This window comes from Actinoplanes sp. NPDC000266 (genome assembly GCF_042899005.1).
Lineage (GTDB): Bacteria > Actinomycetota > Actinomycetes > Mycobacteriales > Micromonosporaceae > Actinoplanes.
This window is the reverse complement of sequence record NZ_JBIAZI010000006.1, coordinates 168,766-187,826: the sequence shown is the minus strand read 5'-3', so window position 1 is coordinate 187,826 and position 19,061 is coordinate 168,766. Positions and strand designations below refer to the sequence as shown.

Sequence of the window (19,061 nt, the reverse complement as noted above, 5' to 3'; positions counted from 1 at the left end):
GGTCACAACGTATAGGTCTTCGCCACTGCGAGCAGCTCACTGGTGTGTGAGCCGACGGCGCCGACATCGGCCGGGCGGGCCTTGAAGCCGGGCAGGGCGGTGAGGCCGTCGCTGCCGTCCATGGCCCTGAATCTGATCGGGCCGGAGGCGCGCACGGTCACCGTCACGTCGATGCCGCCGGTGGGCGGGGCGTGGAAGGCGAAGCCGAAGCCCCACGGGCTGCCGGCGGCGGGCTTGTCGACCGGCACGTTGTGGCCTTCGACGGTGGCCGCGCTGACCGGCGTGTCGGCCCCGACGTGCAGGGTGACCAGCCGGACCGGCCGCTGCGGCTCGACGTGCACCTGCACCGTCCGCGTGTCGCCCGACCGGGTGTCACTGATGAGGGAGAGTTTCGGGGCGGGCAGGGAAGCGGGCTGGGCCGTGCCGGTGCGGACCTGTTCGGCGCCGAACGCGGGCAGCGTGTCGTCGACGCGGTGAAGGTCGCCCGAGACGTACTGGCTGGTCCATTCCTGGGTTTTCGGCTCGTCGCTGATCCACCGCGCGGTGTTGTCGTCGGCGTTCATCGCGTACATGAGCTGGGTCGGCGAGGGGTGCTCGGCGTCGAACCGGTCGACCGCGAGGCCCACGACGGTGAAGACGACCGCGGCCAGGGCGGTGGCCACGGTGGGCAGCGCACCGAGCCGCCGGTCGCGCGCCGCCTCCACGCCCCGGCGGCCGCCGGGGACGGGATGGATCAGGTCGATCACGGGCAGCAGGGCCAGGCCGAGCAGGACGGTGAGGAACGCGCCGGCCGCGCCCAGTTGCAGGCCGAGCGCCGGGAAGAGCATGACCACCGTGGGCAGCAGGATCACCACCGCGACGGCCCCGCCCACGGTCACCGCGAGCACCTGGAGCCAGGGCCGGGCGTGGACGGCGACCAGGCCCGCGACCGCCCCGGCCAGGGCGGGCAGAGCGGCCAGGTAGGAGCCGCCGGGGGTGACCGCGGCCAGCGCCACGCCGAGCACGGCCAGCCAGGCCAGCCCGGCGATGGACAGCGCGGCCGGGCCCACCTTGCGCCGGAACAGGGCGAACCAGGCGAACAGCACGGCCGCGGTGAGGGCCACGACGGCCAGCCGGTACCACCCGGGGCGGTACGGATCGATGGGCAGCTCGGCGTAACCGGGCCGGATCAGCGTGAGCAGCCACCACAGGACCTGGGCCAGCACCGGCGCCAGCAGCAGCGGGATCAGCGTGAGCCCGGCCGAGGCCGCGAGCCGGCGCCCGGTGATCAACCCTCGGCGGCGGGTCAGCCAGGCCAGGGCGGCCACCGCGAGCAGCGCCAGCACGGCCAGCGGCCAGACCAGCGCGCCCGGATAGCGCACGAGCAGGCCGGGCACCGGGAAGTAGGTGGCGTCCTGGCCGCTGCTCAGCTTCGTCAGATCACGATCGCCCAGCTCACGGGTGAGGGCGAGGGTGTTGTCGCCGTGATGCTGAAGGCTGTCCTTGTCCATCACCCCGGGCACGTCGGTCGGGGCGTGATAGATGGCGGCGCCGTCGATGTAGGCGGCGTTCAGACCGGCGAAGCCGGCGTCCTTGAACGCGGTGAAGTCGGTGTCGTTCGGCATCAGGCGGTAGATCTCGACCGCGAACGACGTGCCGACCGGGCGCGGCGCCGAGCCGTACACGCCGACCAGCCGGCTGTTCCGGTCGGTGGTCTCGAACATGATCGCCGGGCCGGAGCTGCCGCGGGCCTCGAGGTTGAGCACGATGCCGCCGTCGCGGGCCAGCGGATGCTGATCGACGAACGCCTTGGCCCCGCACAGGCAGGCCTCCTCGCCGTCGGTCAGCACCAGCACGACGTCGTTGCGCGGCCGCGGACCGGCCAGCAGGGCCCGTGCGGTCTCGAGGATGGCCGACGTGCCGGCGGCGTCGTCGTTGCCGCCCGGCCCGGTCTGCACCGAGTCGTAATGCGCGACCAGGAACAACCGGCCGGTGGAGGCCGTGCCCGGTATCACCGCGACCACGTTGCGGACGTGGGCGAAGCTCGTGCCGCCCGCGCTGGAGGAGAGCCCGGCCCCCTGCACCGAGACCGTGTCCTGCACCTCGGGCGAGAGCCCGAGCCCGCGCAGGGTGGTCAGCAGATGCTCGCGCACCTCGTCCTGCGCGGCGCTCCCGACCGGGTGGGGCCGGGTGGCGATCGCCTCGACCTGCTGGAACGCCCGCCCCGCGCTGAACTCCCCGGCCGGCGCCGAGGCGGACCGCGCCTCGGGCGGCCGCACCGCGCGCGCCGCCGCGAAGCCGGCCAGCACGAACACGACAATCGCGATCACGGCGGCCGATGCCCGGCGGGCCGGGTCGGCAAGGGCTGGTGCGCGCATGCGCACATCTAAGCGCCTGTACCGGGCAGCGGGTAGTGGAAAGATCGTTTCGGGCGTGGCCTAGCGTTGTCGGGGTGAGCACGCCGTTCGACCCCGCCGCCGTCGTCGCGGAGTTCATCGACCGGGTGGCGCCCTATGACCCTCAGCCAGGGGCCGCGCCGGTCGCCGTCGTCGGCGTGCGCACGGCGCTGGGCGAGGCGACCTTTACCGTCGGCGATCACGTGATCCGCGCCATGTGCCGGGCCCTGGAGTCCTACCGCGATCCGGACGACCGGGGCACCTGCGTCGAGTGCGGCAGCCGCCTGCTCGACGAGAATCTGCACTGCCGGGAGTGCGGACGGCTCCATGGCATCCTTGGTGAGGTCATCGCCCACCACGCCCGGCGCGTGGCGGCCGAGGAGGCCATGTGAGACCTCCTCGGTGTTGTGCCCGGCCAGCCGGTGGTACACGATCAGCGGGTCGGCGCGGGGTGGGAGCGATCGGGGTGGGGCATGACTGAGCGGTCCGTCGCGCCGCGTGCCCGCACCAGCAGTCCCGTCCCCCAGGAGCGCCTGCGCATCCTGCTGGTCGAGGACGACGAGGGCGACGCCTTCCTGGTGCGTGAGCTGCTGGACGAGGCCGAGGCCCCGTTCGACCTGCGGGTGGCGACCAGCCTGCGCGAGGCCCGCGGCATGCTCCGCGGCGTGCAGTGCGTGCTGCTCGACCTGGGCCTGCCCGACGCCGAGGGCATCGACGGCCTGCGCAAGCTGCTGGCCGTGGCCGGCAGCGCCGCGGTCTGCGTGCTCACCGGCCGCTCGGACGAGCACCTGGGTGTCGCCTCGGTCGCCGAGGGCGCCCAGGACTACCTGGTCAAGGGCCAGGTCGACGGCGTGCTGCTGACCCGCGCGCTGCGGTACGCGGTCGAGCGCAAGCGGGCCGACGAGAACGCGCAGCGGCTGCGTGAGGTGGAGCTGCGCCAGGCCGAGTCGGCCCGTCTCGAGCGCGGCCTGCTGCCCCAGCCGCTGATGTCCACCGAGCAGGTGTCGGTGCACACCTTCTACCGCTCGGGGCGGGCCATGGGCCTGCTCGGCGGCGACTTCTTCGACGTCGTGCAGGTCGGCGACGACAAGCTTCAGGTGATCGTGGGCGATGTCTGCGGGCACGGTGTCGACGAGGCCGCCCTCGGCGTCGAGCTCCGGGTCGCGTGGCGGGCGCTCGTGCTGGCCGGCGTGCCGGACGATCAGATCCTGGCCTCCCTGGAGCAGGTGCTGATGAGCGAGCGGCGGGCCCGCGAGGTCTTCGCCACCTGCGCCGCGGTGACGCTCGACCTCTCCCGCAACAAGGCCGTCGTACGGCTGGCCGGCCACCCGCCGCCGGTGCTGCTCTCGGGTGGACGGGCCGTGCCGGTGAACGCCCGGACCGGGATCGTGCTCGGGGTGAGCCCCCGGCCCACGCCCGCGACCGAGATCGAGTTCTCCGGAGATGACTGGTCCTTGCTGATGTACACCGACGGCCTGATCGAGGGTCACACCGGCGACGGGAACGAGCGGCTCGACGTGGAGGGCCTGTGCGGCCTGCTCGGCGAGGACGCGGCCCGGGCGGTGCCGCTGCCCGCGCTTCCGGCGTGGCTGGTGGGCCGGGCCGAGCAGGCCAACGGCGGCCCGCTGGCCGACGACGTGGCCATGTTGCTGATCTCGCAGGGGAGTGGGCGGTGAACGTCTTGAGCGTGCGCACCTGGACGTTGCGGCGCCGGGTCGTCGCCCTCTGCATCGCGGTCGGCATCCTGCTCTCCGGGCTGGCCGTGCTGGCCGCGATCACCGCGACGGAGAACAACCGCCAGCTCGACGACGTGCTCAACCGGGCCAGCCCGATGCGCGCGGCCGGCGAGGCGCTGAACACGGCCTACGTCGACCAGGAGACCGGCATCCGCGGTTACGCGATCACCGGTGACAAGGCCAACCTCGAGCCGTACACGACCGGTGTGGCCGACGAGACGCGGCTGATCGCCCGGCTCGACGGCTATCTGCACTCCGACGACACCGCCATCCGGGAGTCGCTGCAGGTGGTGCAGGAGCGGGCCGCCGTCTGGCACAGCCAGGTCGCCACCCCGGTCATCCAGGCCATCGAGACCGGCGGCGCCGACGCGGGCCAGGAGAAGATCAACGCGGCCTCGACCACCCAGTTCGACGAGCTGCGCAAGTCGATCGCGCTGATGCAGGACGACATCCAGGTGCTGCGGCAGAAATCGGCCACCGCGGCCAAGGACTCGAGCCAGAGCATGGTGGCGATCCAGATCGCGGCCGCGGCCATCATCATCCTGGCCGGGGCCGCTCTCCTGCTGCTGCTCGACCGCCTGGTCACCCGGCCCGTGGTCGAGCTGGCCGGCCAGGTCCGGCAGGTGGCCGACGGCGACTACGAGAAGCACATCACCAGCACCGGCTCGCCCGAGCTGGCCAGCCTGGCCGACGACGTCGACGGCATGCGGCAGAAGATCGCGGCCGAGCTGGCCGAGGTCCGCGAGGCCCGCACCCAGATCGAGTGGATCAACGACCAGCTCAAGATCCAGGCGGAGGAGCTGACCCGCTCCAACCGCGACCTCGAGCAGTTCGCGTACGTCGCCTCGCACGACCTTCAGGAGCCGCTGCGCAAGGTGGCCAGCTTCTGCCAGCTCCTCCAGCGCCGCTACTCGGGTCAGCTGGACGAGCGCGCCGACCAGTACATCGCCTTCGCGGTCGACGGCGCCCAGCGCATGCAGCGCCTGATCAACGACCTGCTCGCCTTCTCGCGCATCGGCCGCCTCACCGCGGGCTTCACCGATGTCGACCTGGGCCGGGTCCTGCCCGAGGTGAAATCGCAGCTGGAGGCCCGGGCCGGCGAGGACGCCGAGATCGTCTGGGACGACCTGCCGACCGTCGAGGGCGAGGAGCCGCTGCTCACCACGCTCTTCGTCAACCTGATCGGCAACTCGCTCAAGTTCCGCCGCCCCGGCGTGCCACCGGTGATCAAGGTGAGCGCCGAGCGGGAGGGCAAGGAGTGGCGGATCAACGTCCGGGACAACGGCATCGGCATCGAGGCCGAGTTCGCCGACAAGGTCTTCGTGATCTTCCAGCGCCTGCACGCCCGGGACGCGTACGAGGGCACCGGCATCGGACTGGCGATCGTCAAGAAGATCGTCGAATATCATGGCGGACGGATCTGGCTGGACCTCGAGGTCGAGGAAGGCACGTCGATCTACTTCACGCTTCCGGTGCTGCCGGGAACTGACGAGGACGACGACGCGCCCGAGGTTCCGGCGCAGGAGACGCGGAAAGAGGTCACGGCATGACAGGCGCTGTTCGGGCGGACGGCACCCCCATCGAGGTGCTGCTGGTCGAGGACGATCCGGGCGACGTGCTGATGACGCAGGAGGCGTTCGAGGAGCACAAGGTCCGCAACCGGCTCAACGTCGTCTCCGACGGCGCGCAGGCTCTGGCCTACCTGCGCCGCGAGGGCGAGTTCGCCGACGCCGTACGCCCCGACCTGATCCTGCTCGACCTCAACCTGCCCAAGCGGGACGGCCGCGAGGTGCTGGAAGAGGTCAAGAAGGACCCCGACCTGGGCCGCATCCCGGTCGTCGTGCTCACCACGTCCGCCGCCGACGAGGACATCCTGCGCAGCTACCAGCTGCACGCGAACGCGTACGTGACCAAGCCGGTCGACTTCGAGCGGTTCATCGCGGTGATCCGGCAGATCGACGAGTTCTTCGTCAGCGTCGTGAAGTTGCCGCCGCGTGCTTGACCAGGTCGCCGATCTCATCCGCGAGGTCGCGGCGACCGAGGTGCTGCCGCGTTTCCGCCACCTGGCCGACGACGAGATCAAGCAGAAGGCCCCGGGTGACCTGGTCACCATTGCCGACCAGGAGTCCGAGAAAGCCCTGACCCGCGGGCTCACCGCGCTGCTGCCCGGCTCGACGGTGGTCGGCGAGGAAGCGGTCGCGGCCGACCCTCGTGTGCTCGACCGGCTGCGCGACGGCGGCGACGTCTGGATCGTCGACCCGGTCGACGGGACCAACAACTTCGCCGCCGGCAAGACGCCGTTCTGCGTCATGGTGGCGCTGGTGCGTGACGGCGAGCCGACGGCGTCGTGGATCCTCGACGTGGTCGGCGACCATCTGACGCTGGCCGAGGCCGGCTCCGGGGCTTATCGCGACGGCGTACGGGTGAAGACCCGCACCGACGATCCCGGCGCCGCGGCGCTGCGCGGCATCGTGGCGCGGCACTACCTTCCGCAGCATCTGCGCGAGGTGGCCGACGCCCACACGTCCGCGTTCGGCGAGGTCACCAACGGTCATCACTGTGCCGGCTACGAATATCCGGCCCTCGCCCTCGACGAGCAGCAGTTCGTGCTCTTCTGGCGGATCCTGCCATGGGACCACGTGCCGGGCTCGCTGATCATCCGGGAGGCCGGCGGCACCGTGCTGCATCTCGACGGCACGCCCTACAAGCCCACGGACAGTGAGCGCGGCATGCTCGTGGCGCCCAACGACGACGTGTGGCACACCGTCCGCGACACGTTGTTCCCCGATCCGTCGATCCTCTAGGGGCGCACGTGTCGACGTACCTCGAAAGCGTCTTCGGTCTGAAAGGCCGCACGGCCGTGGTGACCGGAGGCAGCTCGGGCATCGGCCGCGCCATGGCGGTCGCGCTGGGGCAGGCGGGCGCGCGCGTGATCGTGATCGCCCGTCGCGCCGAGCCGCTGGCCGAGGTCGTCGAGGAGCTGCGCGCGGCCGGCGCCGAGGGGCACGCCATCTCGGCCGATCTCGCGGTGCGTGAGGCGGTCACGGCCGTCGCTTCGGAGATCATTGAGACGTACGGGTCCCCCGACGTGCTGGTGAACTCGGCGGCCGTCAACCGGCGCCCGCCGCTGGACGCGCTCACCGACGACGACTGGGACGTGACGCTCGCGGCCAACCTGACGGCTCCGTTCCTGCTCGGGCAGGCCTTCGGCCCGCGGATGGCGTCGCGCGGCTGGGGACGAATCATCAATGTGGTCTCACAGCAGGCATTCCGGGCGTACGGCAACAGCGGCGCCTACGGAGCGGCCAAGGCCGGACTGGTCGGGCTGACCCGGTCGCAGGCCGAGGCGTGGTCACCGCGCGGCGTCCGCGTCAACGCGATCGCGCCCGGCGTCGTCCACACGCCACTGACCGAACCGGTCTTCGCCGACCCGGCCACGGTCGCCAAGCACGCCGCCCGCACCATGATCGGGAGAAACGGCGTACCGGATGATTTCGGGGCATGTGCCGTCTTTCTGGCCAGTGATGCTGCCGTCGCCGTGACGGGCCAGACACTCTTCGTCGACGGTGGTTACTCGGCTACTTGATCGATCTGCCGATCCCTTGCGCAGCACGGTAAAGTTCCCCGCGCTGACGATAGGGGAGGTATCCGTGGCGGCGGTTTTCCTGCGCCGGATCAGCGCTGGGCTCGCCCTGCTCATGGCAGTGGTCGTTCTGGTGCTGACCGTGCCGAGCCCGGCGCAAGCCGATCCCGACGAGGGAGACAGCAAGACCCTGCGCAGTGCGCTCGAGTCCGCCGCCAAGGGCCAGGCCACCGCGATCCAGAAGCTCAACGCGTCGAAGAAGCGCCAGACCCAGCTCCAGGCCACGGTCAAGCAGTCGGAGGCGCGGGCCAAAGGCATGGAGGGCCAGGTCTCCGAGATCGCCAGCCGGTCCTACCGGCTCGGCCGGCCCAGCACGATGTCGATGCTGCTCGACAGCAGCTCGCCCGACGTCTTCCTGGAGCGCATCGAGCGCCTCGACATGATGGCCCAGCTCGACAGCCAGATCCTCAACCAATATCGCGACTCGGTGACCAAGGCCAAGGCGGCCAAGGTGGCCATCGACAAAGAGGTCGTCGAGCAGACCAAGCAGGTCGCGGCGCTGACCAAGAAGAAGAAGGAAGCGCAGCGCGCCCTGGCCAGCGTCGGCGGCGGGGCCACCTCGGGCGGATTCGTCTCGGCCAATTCGCCGGCGGCCCAGCCGGCCCCGCGTAACTCCGACGGCTCCTGGCCCGACGAGTCCTGCTCGGTCAAAGACCCGTCGAGCTCGGGCTGCCTCACGCCGCGCACGCTCCACGCGTACAAGGAAGCCCGCCTGGCCGGCTTCACCCACTACACGGTGTGCTGGAGTCAGCGCTCCTCGGGCGAACACCCCAAGGGCCGGGCCTGCGACTTCTCGGCCAACGCGTCCACTTTCAAGAACTCGGCCGCCACCGGCAGCGACAAGGCGTACGGGGACCGGCTCGCGTCGTACTTCATCAAGAACGCCGACGAGCTCGGCGTGATGTACGTGATCTGGTATCGGCAGATCTGGATGCCCGGCACCGGCTGGAAGAGTTACAGCGCGAGCGGCGGGCCCTCGGTGGTCCACACGAACCACGTGCACCTCTCCATGCTCTGATCGTGGCCCGGATAACATCCGGCTGATGGGAAACCCACCGCGCGCCCTGCCGTCCGGTCTCGCCACCGCCCTGGTCTTCGGCTCCAGCGGGGCCGTGCTCGTCCTCGAGATCGTCGCGCTGCGGCTGGTCGGTCCCTATGTGGGCGTGACCCTCCAGGTCAGCAGCTCCGTCATCGGGATCGCGCTGGCGGCCATCGCGTACGGCACGTGGCTGGGCGGCCGCCTCGCCGACCGCTACGACCCGCGTTCGCTGCTCGCCCCCGCCCTGCTGCTGGGGGCGATGGGCACGGCGGTGACCCTGCCGCTGGTCCGCTACGGCGGCGAGCTGCTGCGCGGCGGGGCGGCCCCGGCGGTGCTGCTGCTGGCCGCCCTGGCCGTGTTCCTGCCCGCCTTCATCCTGTCGGCGGTCAGCCCGCTGGTGGTGAAGCTCCAGCTCAGCGACCTCAACCGGACCGGGTCGGTGGTCGGCCGGCTGTCCAGCATCGGCACGCTGGGCGCGATCACGGCCACCCTGGCCACCGGCTTCATCTTCGTGGCGGCGGTGCCGTCGTCGTGGATCGTGCTCACGCTGGCGGTGCTGCTGGCGGTCGCGGGCGGGGTGCTGTGGTGGTGGCTACGGGCGTCGGTCCCGGTCAAGCCGAAGGTCAAGGCCGCGCTCGTGACGGTGGGCCTGGTGGGGGCAGGGCTGGGGGTGTCGTCGCCGAATCCGTGCGACGTGGAGACGGCGTATCACTGCGCGAGGGTCGAGACGGACGCGGCGAAACCGAGCGGGCGGACCCTGATCCTGAACTCGGCCCGGCACTCGTACGTCGACCTGAACGACCCGAAGCATCTGGAGTTCGCATACATCCAGTGGATCGCGTCGGCGGCCGACGTGCTGCCGCCGGGCCCGGTGGACGCGCTGCACATCGGCGGGGGCGGGTTCACGATGCCGAACTACCTGAAGGAGACCAGGCCCGGCAGCGATCAACTGGTGGCCGAGCTCGACGGCGGGCTGGTCGACCTCGACAGGGAGAAGCTGGGCCTGGTGACAGGCCCCGACCTGAGGGTCCGGGTGGGCGACGCGCGGGTGGCGGTGGCGGCGCAGGAGACAGCGGCGTACGACTTCGTGATCGGGGACGCCTTCGGCTACCTGGTGGTGCCCTGGCATCTGGCGACGAAGGAGATGGCGCAGGACATCGCCCGGGTCACGAGGCCGTCCGGCCTCTACGTCCAGAACGTGATCGACTACCCGCCGAACAGGTTCATCCGGGCCGAGATAGCAACGGTGGCGGCGGCGTTCCCGCATGTGGCGGTGATCGCGCCGCAGGACGCGCTGGACGGCAAGGCGGGCTCGAACTTCGTCATCATGGCGTCGAAGAGCGAGCTGCCGCTGGACGCGGTCCGTTCCCGGCTGGCCACCCAGGCCAAGGAGCCGGTGACCGTGCTGGCCGGCGCTCCGCTGGACGCTTTCGTGGACGACGCCCGGGTCCTGACCGACGACTACGCCCCGGTCGACCAGCTGCTGGCCGGCTGAGATTCCGCGCGCCCGCGCGCCCGCGCGCCCGCGCGCCCGCGCGCCCTCGCGCCCTCGCGCCCTCGCGCCCTCGCGCTCAGAGGGCCAGGGAGTAGCCGGTGCCGGTTGCCTTTCGGGCGATCGGTGGCGAGGTGGCCGGCGCGGGCGTGGCCGTCTTGGTGGGCTTCGGAGCGGGAACGCCGACCTTCCTCTGCGGCGTGCCCTCTTTGCGGCGTTTCGTCCCGCCGCCCTGGCCGTGTGATTTCTCGGCGGCCACGGCCTCGGCCTGATCGGTCTCGCGGAGGCCCGGATCGGGAGCGCGGTCGCGGCGGCTGGCGGGAGTGCTGCCGAGCACCTCGGCCTGACACTTGTGGTCGTCCACACTGAACGACAGCGGTAGCGGGTTGTGGTCGCGGTATTCACCACGCAGGGTGAAGCTCTGATGCTTGCCGCTACCCTTCGCCGTCACCCGTTGACCCTTCTGGGTGACGGTCTTCGGGACGCTGGTGAGACGCTGCGTGCCCGGATAGGAGAACTGGAGCCGCCACTCGGCGTCCGTCTCGCTGGTGGCCACGGTCAGCCGGGCCACGTAGGCGCGGCCGGAGTCGCTGCGCAGCTGATAGCGGACCGAGCAGGTGACCTCGGCCGGGCCGGCCGCGACCACGCCGGCGCCGGCCGCCTGCGCCTCCTGGACGTCGGGGCTGTCGCGGGTGGTGGCCCAGCTGATCCCGGCCGCCGCGAGCACAGCCAGCGTGACCGCGCCGGCCTGGAAGCGATTGCGCCCACCCGGCAGCTCCGGGCGCCCCGGATCGGGGCGCCGAAGGCCGCCACCCGCGAAGAGGCCGTCCCCGAGCGGCCGGGGCCGGCGGCGCAGGACGGCGCCGATCCTCAGCCGGGCCCGCAGCCGGAGCACCTTCACCGAGGGGCGCAGGCCCGACCTCAGATGGGCGAGCAACGAGCGGCCCGGCTTGGCCGGAACGGGATCGGTGGGGGCCGCCCGCGGCGGCTGTATCGGGCCGGTCGGTCCCAGCCCGTTCACGTCCGCCGCCTTCTCATCGTCGGCCTTCGCGGCGCCCGCATCGTCAGCGGGCGTGGCAGCGGGGGAACGGTGCGCGAATCCAGGGTGCGTGGCTGAACCCCGTACGGTCGCCGGGGAATCTGAAAAGCGCTGGGGGAGCGCGGGGATGACCGCCTGGACGCCGATGATGGCGGCCAGCGCGTGTGCCACCTCGGCGGCGCCGGGGCGCTCCTCGGGACTCTTGGTCAGGCAGCGCATGCACAGGTCGGCTACGGCCGGCGGCATGCCCGGGAGGGTGGGCAATGGCTCCGGGTCGGCGTACAGGTGGGCTCGGAGGGCGTCCGCGGTCGTCTCGGCCGGCCAGGGCAGGCGGCCGGTGAGCGATCGGTAGAGGAGCAGGCCGAGGGCGTACACGTCGGCCGACGCCGAGACCTGTGAGCCGCCGAGCCGTTCCGGTGCCAGATAGGCGGGGGTGCCGAGCAGGCTGCCGTCGGGTGCGGCGTCGCGCTGGCCGACGATCGCCGAGATGCCGAAGTCGACCACCTTGGCCCCGGCCCCGGTCAGCATGACGTTGGCCGGGGTGACGTCGCGGTGCACGACCCCTCGGGCGTGCGCGGTGGCCAGCGCCGACGCCACCTCGACGGCCACGCCGACCGCGTCCCGCCAGGCCAGCGGCCCCTGCCGGGCGATCCGGGCCGCCACCGACTCGCCGTCGTTGAGCTCCATCACCACGAACGGCACGGTGACCTGCTGGTCCAGCGCCGACTCGCCGAAGTCGTACACGCCGGTGATGTGCGGATGGCAGAGCCGGGCGGCGGCCAGGGCCTCCTGCCGGAGCCGGTCCCGGAAGCTCTGGTCCGCGGCCAGCTTCGACGACAGCACCTTGACCGCTACCGATCGCCCGAGCGTCTCGTCGAACCCGCGCCACACCTCGGACATGCCGCCGCTGCCGAGCTTTTCGACGAGGCGATAACGCTCGGCTATACGAAGCGAATCGTCTTGTCCGTTTCGCTCCGTCCGCCCCATGTGCCGATTGTGACCCGAGGGGCGGCCCGCCCGGTGCCCGTCCGCCGAAACCCGCGTCCCTCGTCCCACAATGCCGGATTCGGGGCCGGCGGTTATCGTGAGGCGTCCGATGTCCCGGCTTCTCGGAGGGCTCGCATGCAACTCACCAAGGTGACCGTCCCCGCCCTGGCGCGAGGACTCGCCGCTCTCTGACAGCGGCACACGGCTCCTCTCCTCGGGGCGGTCCTCGTGACCGTTTTCCTTCGCTCGAGGAGTACCTTTGCGTGCCCTTTTCACCGCGCCCCTGGGCGCGGACTTCTGGAAGCTCTGGACGTCGTCCGCCGTCACGAACCTGGGTGACGGCATCACCATGGTGGCCGGCCCGCTGCTCGTCGCCTCGATCACCGACAGCCCGGCCGCCGTGGCCGGGGCCGTCTTCGCCCAGCAACTGCCGTGGCTGCTGTTCGCCCTGGCCAGCGGCGCCTGGGCCGACCGGCTAGACCGGCGCCAGCTCGTCGTCACGGTCAACGTCATGCGGGCCGTGGCGTTGGGTGGCCTCGCCTTTGCGGTCGGGTACGGCGCTGCCTCCGTACCCCTGATTTATGCGGTGTTCTTTCTGTTGGGCATCGGTGAGACGCTGGCCGACACGGCGAGCTCGGCGTTCGTGCCGGCCCTGGTTCCGGCCGACCGCAGGCCCGTCGCGAACTCGCTGCTTTTCGCGAACTTCAACGTCCTCAACCAGTTCGCGGCCAAGCCGCTGGGAGCCTGGCTCTTCGTGGTCGCGGCGGCCGTGCCGTTCGGCGTCAACGCGCTGACGTTCGCGCTGGCCGCGGCCCTGGTGGCGGCGATCCGCTCGGTGCCGCCGCCGGAGAAGCGGCCACGGGCCCGCCTGCGTACGGACATCGCCGAGGGAATCCGCTGGCTGACTCGGCACCGTCTGCTGCGAACCCTGGCCTTGACGATGGCCGTGGGCAACGTCGTGTTCTGCGCGGCCTTCGCGGTCTTCGTCCTCTACGCCGAGCAGCGCCTGGGCCTGACCGGCGTCGGCTACGGCGTGCTGCTGATCGCGTTCGCGGTCGGCGGGCTGCTGGGCACGCTGGTGGCGCCGGCGCTGATCCGCCGGCTGGGCGCCACGACCCTGCTGCGGGCCGGGCTGCTGATCGAGGTGGCCCTGCACGCGACGCTGGCCGTGACCCGCGAGCCGGTGGTGGCCGCCGCGATGATCGTCGTCTTCGGCGTGCACACGACCATCTGGGGCGTCGTGGTGACCACGATCCGCCAGCGCGATGTGCCCTCGTCGATGTTCGGGCGCATTTCGAGTGTGTACGCCTTCCTGGACCTCGGCGGCGCCGCCGCAGGCTCCCTGCTCGGTGGCGTCGTGGCCACCGCGTACGGCCTGGTGGCGACGTATTGGACGGCGGCCGCGGCCATGGCCGTCGTGGCGCTCGCCGCGTGGCGTCCGATCGCCATGGCTGCCGGTGCGGCGGTTCGTCGATAGGGTCGGTGGCATGTCGAGGCTAGCTGTGGTCAGTGGGGGCGGAACGGGCATCGGCCGGGCGACGGCCGGCATGCTCGCGGGCGAGGGATACGACGTGATCATCGTCGGCCGTCGGCCCGAGGTGCTGGCCGAGGCGGTCGACTGGATCGGGCCGCAGGCGTCCGCGGTGACCGCCGACGTGTCCGACCCGGCCCAGGTCTCCACGGTCGTCGAGGCGGTCGGCGATCGCCGGCTCGACGTGCTGGTCAACAACGCCGGCGCCTACGTGGCCGGCGGCGGCGCCAAGCTCGACGAGGTGGCCGACCACTGGCGGGCCAACTTCGAGTCCAATGTCGTCACGGCCGTCCTGCTGACCACGGCGCTGCTGCCCGCGCTGCGCCGTCCGGGCGGCCACATCATCCTGACCAGCTCGATCGCCGCTCAGCGGGGCGGTGGCGGCCCCTATTCGGCCGCGAAGGCCGCCCTGCACGGCTACGTCCTCGACCTGGCCGCCGACCTGGGCGAGGAGGGCATCACCGCGAACGTGATCTCTCCCGGCTATGTCACCGACAGCGAGTTCTTCGCCGGCCGGATGACTCCCGAGGGCCACACCAAGCGCGTCGACGCCACGCTGCTCAAGCGGGCCGGCGAGCCCAGCGACATCGCCGAGGCGGTCCGCTGGCTGGTGGGCCCGGGCGGCCACTACGTGACCGGCCAGATCATCAACGTCAACGGCGGGTCGGTCCTGGGCCGCTGAGTCATTTGGCGCCGCCGGTGAAGCGGCCTTCGCCTTCGCGGTTCGGGCGGAAGCGGAGGCCGGACCAGCGGTCGTCGATGGAGACCTGGCCGCAGGGCCGCATGTCGAAGTCGGCGACGATCGGCCACAGGGTGTCGCGGTTGATGTCGGCCTTGTTGCCCTTCGGATAGGCGACCCAGAACACGCCCGGCCGGGCCAGATCGGACGCATGTTTCTCGAGCTGCTCGCGGGCGCCGGCCGCGCTCTCCGCGAAGAGCACCGCCGTGCTCGCCGTGGCCAGTTGGTCGGCCTCGCGCACCCCGTCGGGCATCGGCGTGAGCAGGGGCAGCTGCGCGGGGTCGGAAAGCCAGACGGTGGTGTTCGGCTTGATCAGGAGCTTCTCGGCAATCGTCTTCGACATGCGTTCGAGCCTGGCACCGACAAAAAAAGTTGTCAAGGAGGTTGTGGATAACCGCCGGGCCTGTGGATAACTCGGGTTCTGTCGGACCGGGCTGATAGACATGCCGGGTGACCGAGACGACGCGTGCGACGACCGAAGTGACGCCGGCCCAGCGGGCCGAGGTGCGTGAGCGGGCCGAGGCGATCCTGCGCCGGCTCGCGGGTGACCATGCGAAACTCCGCGAGGACCAGTGGCGGGCGATCGAGGCGCTGACCGTCGACCGCCGCCGGGTGCTCTGCGTGCAGCGCACGGGGTGGGGCAAGTCGGCTGTCTACTTCGTCGCGACCGCCCTGCTGCGCGCCGGCGACTCGGCCGCGGGCCCGACGGTCATCGTCTCGCCCCTGCTCGCCCTCATGCGCAACCAGGTCGACGCCGCCGCCCGGGCCGGCATCCGGGCGCGCACGATCAATTCGGCCAACCTCGACGAGTGGTCACTGATCGAGGCCGAGGTGCGCGCGGGCGAGGTCGACGTGCTGCTGATCAGCCCCGAGCGGCTCAACAACCCCGACTTCCGCGACAACGTGCTGCCCGGCCTCGCCGCCAGCACGGGTCTGCTGGTGGTCGACGAGGCGCACTGCGTCTCCGACTGGGGCCACGACTTCCGCCCCGACTATCGGCGGCTGCGGACCTTCCTGGCCGGCCTTCCTTCCCGTACGCCGGTGCTGGCCACCACCGCGACCGCCAACGCCCGGGTCACGGCCGACGTCGCCGATCAGCTGGGCGACGCCCTCGTGCTGCGCGGCCCGCTCGACCGCGATTCGCTGCGCCTGGCCGTGCTCGACCTGCCCAACCCGGCGCACCGGCTGGCCTGGCTGGCCGACCATCTCGAGCGGCTGCCCGGTTCCGGCATCGTCTATACGCTGACCGTCGCCGGGGCCACCGAGACGGCCGAGTTCCTGCGGACGCGCGGGTTCGCCGTGGCGTCGTACACGGGCCAGGTCGAAGACGCCGATCGCCGGGCGGCCGAGCAGGACCTGCTCGACAACAAGATCAAGGCATTGGTGGCGACGTCGGCGCTGGGCATGGGCTTCGACAAGCCCGATCTGGGGTTTGTCGTCCACTTGGGAGCGCCGTCCTCGCCGATCGCCTATTACCAGCAGGTGGGCCGGGCCGGCCGCGCCGTGGAGCACGCCGAGGTGGTGCTGCTGCCGGGCGCCGAGGACGCGGCGATCTGGCGCTACTTCGCATCGCTGGCCTTCCCACCTGAGGATCAGGTCCGCGCGGTGCTGGCCAACCTGTCGCCCGACCGCCCGATGTCCACACAGGCGCTCGAGCCGCTCGTCGACCTGCGGCGCAACCGGCTCGAGATGATGCTGAAAGTGCTCGATGTGGACGGTGCGGTCCGCCGGGCGCGCGGCGGTTGGCTGGCCACCGGCGAGCCGTGGACGTACGACACCGAGCGGTTGCGCCGGGTCGCCGAGGCGAGGTCGGCGGAGCAGAAGACCATGATTGAGTACGCCTCGACGACCGCCTGCCGCATGGAATTCCTGCGCCGCTGCCTCGACGACCCGGAGGCCGCGCCGTGCGGCCGATGCGACAACTGCGCCGACCCACTGTTCGACGCCGAAGTGTCAGGCGCCGCCCTGGCCGCGGCCGACGCTTTTCTCGGCCGCCCGGGCGTCGAGATCGCCCCGAAGAAGATGTGGCCGACCGGCTTGGCGGCGGTCGGGGTCTCCCTCAAGGGCAAGATCGCGCCGAGTGAGCAGATAGAGCCCGGCCGTGCCGTGGGCCGCCTCTCCGACCTGGGCTGGGGAAACAGGCTGCGCGCCTTGGTCGCGCCCGAGGCGGCCGACGCGCCGATCCCCGACGACCTGGCCGCGGCCGTGGTCGAGATCCTCAAGAACTGGGCCCACGGCGACAACGCGTGGTCGGAGCGCCCGGCCGCCGTGGTGGCGATCGTCTCCCGCCGCCATCCGGAGCTGATCCGCTCGCTGGCCGACCACATCGCCCGGGTGGGCCGCCTCCCGATGCTGGGCACCGTGACATCGGCCCACACCACGGAGTCGGGCCACCGAGGCAACAGCGCCCAGCGGGTCCGTTCCTTGCACGACGCGTTCACGGTCCCCACCGAGCTGACCGTCGAGCTGCCCTCCCTCACGGGCCCGGTCCTCCTGGTGGACGACTTGGTCGACTCCGGCTGGACGATGTCCTTGGCCGGCCGAGCCCTACGCCACTCAGGCGCCAAGGGGGTGCTGCCTTTGGCCTTGGCCGTCGCCGGCTAGAGCGGTGTCCATGAACGTTGACCGGGTTCGACGGCCGTGGCATCCTTGCTCCATGCCTAGACGTCGTGGCGCTAGCCTCGATCCGGTCGTGCACCGCACCGCCCGGGTTGGCCTACGCCTGACCCGAGCCCAACGCCAACGCTGCTTCGGCCTGCTGCGCTCCGCCGGGGACGTGTGGGCGTGTGTGCTAGAGGTCAACGGCTGGCGGCGCCGGCGTGGGGACGCCCCGGCGGCAAGCTTCCAGGAGCTGTGCCGCCTGCTGGCCCAGTCCGGGCCGGGCACGTTCGGTGAACTCGACAGCGTGGGCGCCCGGTCGGTGTTACGGCGTTACTCGGATGCCTGGTTCTCCGCGGCCGCCCGCCGCAAAGCCGGCGCCGTTGAGGTGCGGTTCCCGCGCCGCCGGCGCTCGTTGATGCCGATCCGCTGGTACCACGGCACTTTCACCGTCGAGGGCCGCCGGTTGCGGCTGCCGGTAGCGCAGGGCCGGCCGCCGTTGACCGTGCGGTTGGATCGGCTGGTGCCGTATCCGGCCGAGACGGTGCGGTCGGTGACCCTGCTGTTCGCCGACGGCCGACTGTGCATCGACGTCACCGCCGAACTCCCGATCGCCACGTATCCGGCCGGGCAGCGACCTGATCCGGGCCGGGCCGCCGGGGTGGATTGCGGGATCATCCACCCGTTCGCGGTCGCCACCCGCGACGGTGCGGCGCTGCTGGTCTCCGGCCGCGCGATTAGGGCCGAGCACCGGCTGCATCTGGCCGACACCAAAGCCCGCCGCCGCGCCACCGCCAGCCGGGCACCCAGCAAAGGTCAGCGGGGGTCACGGCGCTGGCGGAAGACCCGCCGCCGGGCCCGGCTGGCCGAAGGCCGGCACCACCGGCGGATCCGGCAGGCCTTACACGAGGCCGCCACAACGGTGGTCGGCTGGGCTGTCGAGCACCGGATCGGCACGCTGACCGTCGGGGACCCGCGTGGTGTGCTCGATCTGGCGGTCGGGCGGCGGAACAACCTGCGGCTCCGGCAATGGCAGATCGGCCGCACCCTGCAAATCCTGCAAGACAAAGCCGCCCTGGCCGGAATCCGGTGCATCTGGTCGACGAACGCGGCACCTCGTCAACCTGCCCCCACTGCGCCAAGAAGATCACCAAACCGCGCGGCAGGACCATGACCTGCCGGCATTGTCAGTTCGCCGGGCATCGCGACCTCGCCGCGGCGTTCACCATCGCCGCCCGCACCCCGGGCGACGTCACCACCACCTGCACCCCAGCGCCAGCGCAGGTAGTCAGGCACCGTCGAGCCGGACGGCACCTGCCCGGTGCCGGACCAGCACGGCGTGACCCCCGCCGCCACCCACGGGCGGCGGCCGGCGGGTCAGTTGGCCGGCGGAGGCCCGCCCCACCTGCACTGGTGGGGAGTCGCTCGTCCACCTCTGTGGGCGAGGATCCACAACACCACCGGAACCCATCCGGCGAACGTTCGTGGACACCGCACTAGAGCAGCCACCCGCGGCATTGCACCGGACGTGTGGGTGGTAACTATACGGGTAGGGGGTATGCTTGGGTTATGTCCGACGAGGCGACGGTGCAGCATGGGCCACATGGGTATTCGGGTGACAAGGCTGCGCTGCTGGGGCGCCTTCGGCGTATTGAGGGGCAGATTCGCGGGATTCAGCGGATGGTCGACGAGGACACGTACTGCATTGACGTGTTGACTCAGATCTCCGCTGCCAAGAGCGCTCTTCAAGCCGTGGCGGTGGGGCTCCTCGAGGATCACCTCGCCCACTGCGTGGTTGACGCGGCTCGGGCCGGGGATCCCAGTGCCAAGGTCAAAGAGGCGTCTGACGCGATCGCTCGGCTCGTTCGTTCCTGACTTGTTG

At 71.5% G+C, this 19,061-nt stretch carries 17 protein-coding genes; 14 read left to right on the top strand and 3 right to left on the bottom strand.

All coding sequences use genetic code 11. From position 1 onward, the window contains the following. Nucleotides 1-2: 2 nt before the first annotated feature. Complete coding sequence (locus tag ACFY36_RS25070; protein ID WP_499748364.1) at nt 3-2,357, bottom strand: M28 family peptidase; 2,355 nt, start codon at nt 2,355-2,357, stop codon at nt 3-5. Nucleotides 2,358-2,431: 74 nt separating this feature from the next. On the opposite strand from ACFY36_RS25070, the gene ACFY36_RS25065 reads away from it, so the two are divergent. The 8 genes from ACFY36_RS25065 (at nt 2,432) to ACFY36_RS25030 (ending at nt 10,288) form a co-directional block, all read left to right on the top strand. After that, the gene (locus ACFY36_RS25065; protein WP_499748363.1) at nt 2,432-2,767 is read left to right on the top strand and encodes a hypothetical protein; all 336 of its coding nucleotides are present in this window, start codon (nt 2,432-2,434) and stop codon (nt 2,765-2,767) included. Between the two features lie 81 nt (nt 2,768-2,848). Next, nucleotides 2,849-4,051, top strand: coding sequence for a PP2C family protein-serine/threonine phosphatase (locus ACFY36_RS25060; RefSeq protein ID WP_499748362.1), 1,203 nt, complete (start codon nt 2,849-2,851; stop codon nt 4,049-4,051). Then, nucleotides 4,048-5,661 carry a sensor histidine kinase gene (locus tag ACFY36_RS25055; RefSeq protein ID WP_499748361.1) on the top strand — a complete coding sequence of 538 codons (1,614 nt, stop codon included), beginning with the start codon at nt 4,048-4,050 and terminating at the stop codon, nt 5,659-5,661. Before ACFY36_RS25060 ends, ACFY36_RS25055 begins: the two co-directional genes overlap by 4 nt. Then, the gene (locus ACFY36_RS25050) at nt 5,658-6,113 is read left to right on the top strand and encodes a response regulator (protein ID WP_499748360.1); all 456 of its coding nucleotides are present in this window, start codon (nt 5,658-5,660) and stop codon (nt 6,111-6,113) included. The genes ACFY36_RS25055 and ACFY36_RS25050 overlap by 4 nt, the downstream gene beginning before the upstream one ends. After that, nucleotides 6,106-6,915: an inositol monophosphatase family protein gene (locus ACFY36_RS25045; protein ID WP_499748359.1), complete on the top strand. Its 810-nt coding sequence runs from the start codon at nt 6,106-6,108 to the stop codon at nt 6,913-6,915. Before ACFY36_RS25050 ends, ACFY36_RS25045 begins: the two co-directional genes overlap by 8 nt. Nucleotides 6,916-6,923: 8 nt before the next feature. Continuing rightward, nucleotides 6,924-7,697 (top strand): SDR family NAD(P)-dependent oxidoreductase, encoded by a 774-nt coding sequence (locus ACFY36_RS25040; RefSeq protein ID WP_499748358.1) that lies wholly within the window; start codon nt 6,924-6,926, stop codon nt 7,695-7,697. A gap of 112 nt (nt 7,698-7,809) precedes the next feature. Continuing rightward, nucleotides 7,810-8,772 carry a coiled-coil domain-containing protein gene (locus ACFY36_RS25035; protein ID WP_499748784.1) on the top strand — a complete coding sequence of 321 codons (963 nt, stop codon included), beginning with the start codon at nt 7,810-7,812 and terminating at the stop codon, nt 8,770-8,772. Nucleotides 8,773-8,797: 25 nt separating this feature from the next. Continuing rightward, entirely contained in the window at nt 8,798-10,288 is a 1,491-nt protein-coding gene (locus tag ACFY36_RS25030; protein ID WP_499748357.1) for a fused MFS/spermidine synthase, read from the top strand. Nucleotides 10,289-10,364: 76 nt separating this feature from the next. Here the strand turns inward: ACFY36_RS25030 and ACFY36_RS25025 are convergent, their stop codons facing one another. Then, nucleotides 10,365-12,311 (bottom strand): serine/threonine-protein kinase, encoded by a 1,947-nt coding sequence (locus ACFY36_RS25025; protein ID WP_499748356.1) that lies wholly within the window; start codon nt 12,309-12,311, stop codon nt 10,365-10,367. Nucleotides 12,312-12,570: 259 nt separating this feature from the next. On the opposite strand from ACFY36_RS25025, the gene ACFY36_RS25020 reads away from it, so the two are divergent. Beyond that, a complete protein-coding gene (locus ACFY36_RS25020; protein WP_499748355.1) occupies nt 12,571-13,788 on the top strand; it encodes an MFS transporter in 1,218 nt (405 codons plus the stop codon). A 10-nt stretch (nt 13,789-13,798) separates the two neighbouring features. Then, nucleotides 13,799-14,524, top strand: coding sequence for an SDR family NAD(P)-dependent oxidoreductase (locus ACFY36_RS25015; protein ID WP_499748354.1), 726 nt, complete (start codon nt 13,799-13,801; stop codon nt 14,522-14,524). Nucleotide 14,525: 1 nt separating this feature from the next. Here the strand turns inward: ACFY36_RS25015 and ACFY36_RS25010 are convergent, their stop codons facing one another. Next, a complete protein-coding gene (locus ACFY36_RS25010) occupies nt 14,526-14,924 on the bottom strand; it encodes a hypothetical protein (RefSeq protein ID WP_499748353.1) in 399 nt (132 codons plus the stop codon). A gap of 107 nt (nt 14,925-15,031) precedes the next feature. On the opposite strand from ACFY36_RS25010, the gene ACFY36_RS25005 reads away from it, so the two are divergent. From ACFY36_RS25005 to ACFY36_RS24990, 4 genes are all read left to right on the top strand, one after another. Beyond that, nucleotides 15,032-17,185 carry a RecQ family ATP-dependent DNA helicase gene (locus ACFY36_RS25005; RefSeq protein WP_499748352.1) on the top strand — a complete coding sequence of 718 codons (2,154 nt, stop codon included), beginning with the start codon at nt 15,032-15,034 and terminating at the stop codon, nt 17,183-17,185. A 52-nt stretch (nt 17,186-17,237) separates the two neighbouring features. Beyond that, on the top strand, nt 17,238-18,353 hold the full coding sequence (locus ACFY36_RS25000; RefSeq protein WP_499748351.1) for a transposase: 1,116 nt from the start codon (nt 17,238-17,240) through the stop codon (nt 18,351-18,353). Further along, nucleotides 18,269-18,679: a zinc ribbon domain-containing protein gene (locus ACFY36_RS24995; RefSeq protein WP_499748350.1), complete on the top strand. Its 411-nt coding sequence runs from the start codon at nt 18,269-18,271 to the stop codon at nt 18,677-18,679. Before ACFY36_RS25000 ends, ACFY36_RS24995 begins: the two co-directional genes overlap by 85 nt. Before the next feature lie 69 nt (nt 18,680-18,748). Then, nucleotides 18,749-19,054, top strand: coding sequence for a metal-sensitive transcriptional regulator (locus tag ACFY36_RS24990; RefSeq protein ID WP_499748349.1), 306 nt, complete (start codon nt 18,749-18,751; stop codon nt 19,052-19,054). Nucleotides 19,055-19,061: the final 7 nt, after the last annotated feature.